Source organism: Bacteroides sp. (genome assembly GCF_028690125.1).
In the GTDB taxonomy this organism is placed as follows: Bacteria; Bacteroidota; Bacteroidia; order Bacteroidales; family Bacteroidaceae; genus Bacteroides.
On the sequence record NZ_JAQVBV010000123.1, the window covers coordinates 1 to 3,512 of the forward strand.

Consider the following 3,512-nt stretch of genomic DNA (forward strand, 5'->3'; position numbering starts at 1 on the left):
TTTGTTATTTCTTTTCTTGTTTTGTAGACTTATTTATAATCTCGCGCTTTACCGCGCAAGTTGATCCATAAATCTTCTTTGCAAGAGCAGCGGTGAATCCATCGAACTCATCATAATCTTCGCCTTCGTTGGTGTATGTCCTAATGAGGTATTCTAAGAGAGCGACTGGCTTTTGTGTCGGATGTAGTTTTTTTGAGTCCTTTGGAAACGTTAGCACATTGCGCGGATAATTAGATTTCTCTTGGAAGTTTTCAGTTGAAACACTGTTGTAGTTTTTACCGGCACTTCCGCGTTTGGTAACTTTCCCGAAATCCGTTAAGCCTTGGGGGTTGTATGTCATTTTATTTTTAGATGACGGAGACACTCCAGCGTTTGAAAACACGCAGATGTCTTCGTATAATTTGAGTGGCTGTTGGTGTGCGTTTATAAATCCAGTTGGTGTATTTTTAATCCACACCCAAGAATATCTATACATTTCCATATTACTAGACACCAACAGAGATGTAAATGGCTCAGACGCATTTAAGACAATTGCCCCATTTGGTTTTATAATTCGCTTGTACGACAACCACAGCTTATCAAACGGAATTATAGTGTCCCATTTGTTCTGAGTTGTGCCATACGGAAGATCGCACAATATCATGTCCACAGAAGCATTGGGAATCCGGTTCATACCAACGAGGCAATCTTCGTTATACAATTCTACAATCAGTATCAACCACCGTCCGTATATCATAAAATATCATTTTGATTCCTTACCGGACTTGTAGTTTCTGAACGCCACGCTGACCAACTTCGTGCCAAACAGGAACAGAATGGCGACGTAGGACAGATACAGGAGCGACGGGTACGGGATCAGCAGCCAGTGTACCCACGGTACACCCATGATGCAGAGGACAATCAGCGCGATGGTGGACACCAGGCAGAACCAGAAAATAGGCGCCGTTTTATTCTTCATTGGCTTTTTCCCTCTCCGCCCGCTTGACGAAATCCCGTGAGATTTCAAACACAGGGCGGGTCACGCGGTTGTCGGTTTTATCGTACCGGTATTTCCTCATTTTGAACGCACCGAAATTATAGAACATGACATCTTGCTCTTCGATTAGGTATTTGCCAAGTGTTTCAAGAAATGCGTCGTAAAACTGTCGCGTCGATTCTTTGGTGAAGTCGTGTTCTTTAGCCATGCGGCTAATAAAATCTTCCTTGTAAATCATTATGTAATTTATCCCCCTCAGCATCAAAAAGATCAGGAACACTCTCGTTTGCGTCAACATCTTTTATGTCTTCGTCTAGATTCCCAACTTCGCTTTTTAGGATGTCACCAAATCTTTTTACTGCGTCCGACATGTCCTCTAGCGTTCTCACTCGATCCCAGTCAATTTCCCAAAATTCAAGTTCCCTTGCTTTTTGCTTTTTTCCCATAACACTCCTCCATCTGGTCGTATAGCGTCAAATCAAGTATTTATCTTAATTCCGCCAGCCTTATTGTTTGCTATCCAATGCCGACGCTCATCATCCATTTCCCATTCCTTTGAAGATAATACTATACAAGAACCACTTGTAACCTGTAAGGGCGAAAACATGTCAGTCATAAACTTACCACATTTAGGGCATTCAAGGTGATCAGTTCCGACAAATCCAGAGAATTCAACGGCTATATTCGAGCAAGGGCATGTAATTTCTTCGAATCTATCACCGTTTGTGACATAATTCCACCCGAGAGCATCTAAGCACTCCTTTATCGTCATTAACTTATAGTCTGTTGCATCCTGAAGTCTGCCTCTAATCATACACTCTCCTTAAGACCAAATCTTGCTTCTATATTATATTGCGCATTCACAAGGATTTATCATCATTGGAAGCCATATGCTCTGATTCTACTACAAAGCCCGGTTTTCTTCTGCATAGCACGGTGCTGTTCACGATTCATATGTAACACCCCTCCATAATTCCCAGAAATTGCTCGCAGTTTCCGCAACAACCCCGTGGCAGTATTGGCAAAGTCCGGTTTCATTGAGATAAGCCCAATCATCAATTTCAAATTCTGCTCCGCAATGTGGACAATGAAAATCCTTCATAGTTCCTCCTAAGACCAAATCCGAGATCTATTAAAGTCTACAATATTAGTAGGCTTTATTCTCAGTGGAAAAGTCGCTTACGCCACGTTTAGCACCAAAGGCTGTAGACATGCAACCCCTACCGAATAGCCTGTAAAAGCATTTTCGGATACCTTCTTGATGATCTGCAGTGATCCATTCACGTCGGCATTCACCAAGCCCCTCTCGCTCTTGAACAACCCTCTATGCGTCCTCCTGCTCTTATTGTAGGAAGATTCTACGGGCTGCTCTCCGTCCAGGAAGGATGTGCCGGACGTGTAGGATTCTTCCGTCGTGATAAACCTAATTCCGTTCTCCTGACACTTGTACTCAAGTTGCCGGATGAACATATCGTATGGGATTGAGACGAATTTCTGGTTGTTCTCCTTCCCCATATCCACTTCCTGCTTCCACCCGTTGTTCAACCCGCAGACTAGCGTATCAATGTTGTGTTCTAAACAATAATTCACCGCCTTTCTACTTGCAGAGTGCATGAAGTTTTTCACCCGACAGAACCTTTTGAATGTAAGCTCATCCAATGCATGACTCTTGTTCTTTCCGTTCCTACACTTCAGTCCTGATTGCATCTGAGCCTTTCGCTTGTTGTAGAATTGATTCACAGCTTTCAACCCTTTGCCGTTAATAATAATTGGCTGTGCGCCGATATTATTTGTGATGGTTGCAAAATTGTTGATGCCGAGATCAATTCCAGCGATGCGAGACATAGGACGCTCCGGAAAGTCTGGGATTTCCACCTCCTTTATTATTTCCAGGACGTAGCAGGAACCGCGAGGGATGAAACGGACACCGAGAAGATGACCGGGGGATCGTGTCGGAAAGGATACACCGTGGAGTCGTTTGATGACAAACTCTAAACGTCCGTCACGGACACGGCAGGAGTTGTTCTTGATATACCATGGGAACCGCCCGTCTTTGGGAAGATATTTAGGGATCTTGGGCATACCTAAATATTTAGAAGGGTTCCTTTTCCAGTCTTTGATTGCCACAAAAAACGATTTCCATGCTTTGTCCAAAACCTTCAACGTCTGTTGGGCTGGCTGACTCATCAACTCCTTATACGTTTCTGATGACTGAAGGGTTTTATCTAGTTCCGGATATCGAATCCAACGTCCATTTGTAATGAATTCCTGCCGAATAATATAGTTTGCATAATTGTAGAGATTTTTTGAAAAGAAACAATTCTGGTCTACAGTTGTCCAAAGTTTGTTGAGCCTTCTGATAATATGCTGTTCTGCTCTTTGGACAACCATTCTTTCATCTCCTTTAAACAAACGTACATTTGTTATATACGAAGATCGTCCCATGCGCCTTCCCAACGAATCTCACAAACAAATTTTCCAGATTCGTCGAAGTATCCAAGATGGAATGTTGCTTCCCAAGCGTCATCTTCTGATT

General features: G+C 43.0%; 7 protein-coding genes. All 7 read right to left on the reverse strand.

Annotated features, from left to right (window positions below; genetic code table 11):
* Window positions 1–4: 4 nt before the first annotated feature.
* The 7 genes from PHO71_RS25680 to PHO71_RS25710 all read right to left on the reverse strand — a co-directional run bounded on the left by PHO71_RS25680 (window position 5) and on the right by PHO71_RS25710 (window position 3,421).
* Complete coding sequence (locus tag PHO71_RS25680; RefSeq protein ID WP_300209025.1) at window positions 5–736, reverse strand: DNA methyltransferase; 732 nt, start codon at window positions 734–736, stop codon at window positions 5–7.
* 6 nt (window positions 737–742) lie between these two features.
* Complete coding sequence (locus PHO71_RS25685; protein ID WP_300209026.1) at window positions 743–958, reverse strand: hypothetical protein; 216 nt, start codon at window positions 956–958, stop codon at window positions 743–745.
* Window positions 948–1,184: an HU family DNA-binding protein gene (locus PHO71_RS25690; RefSeq protein ID WP_300209027.1), complete on the reverse strand. Its 237-nt coding sequence runs from the start codon at window positions 1,182–1,184 to the stop codon at window positions 948–950. Before PHO71_RS25690 ends, PHO71_RS25685 begins: the two co-directional genes overlap by 11 nt.
* A 4-nt stretch (window positions 1,185–1,188) precedes the next feature.
* The gene (locus PHO71_RS25695; protein ID WP_300209028.1) at window positions 1,189–1,422 is read right to left on the reverse strand and encodes a hypothetical protein; all 234 of its coding nucleotides are present in this window, start codon (window positions 1,420–1,422) and stop codon (window positions 1,189–1,191) included.
* Between the two features lie 32 nt (window positions 1,423–1,454).
* Window positions 1,455–1,790 carry a hypothetical protein gene (locus tag PHO71_RS25700; protein ID WP_300209029.1) on the reverse strand — a complete coding sequence of 112 codons (336 nt, stop codon included), beginning with the start codon at window positions 1,788–1,790 and terminating at the stop codon, window positions 1,455–1,457.
* A gap of 129 nt (window positions 1,791–1,919) precedes the next feature.
* A complete protein-coding gene (locus tag PHO71_RS25705; protein WP_300209030.1) occupies window positions 1,920–2,078 on the reverse strand; it encodes a hypothetical protein in 159 nt (52 codons plus the stop codon).
* Between the two features lie 77 nt (window positions 2,079–2,155).
* Entirely contained in the window at window positions 2,156–3,421 is a 1,266-nt protein-coding gene (locus tag PHO71_RS25710) for a transposase (RefSeq protein WP_300209031.1), read from the reverse strand.
* Between the last annotated feature and the right edge of the window lie 91 nt (window positions 3,422–3,512).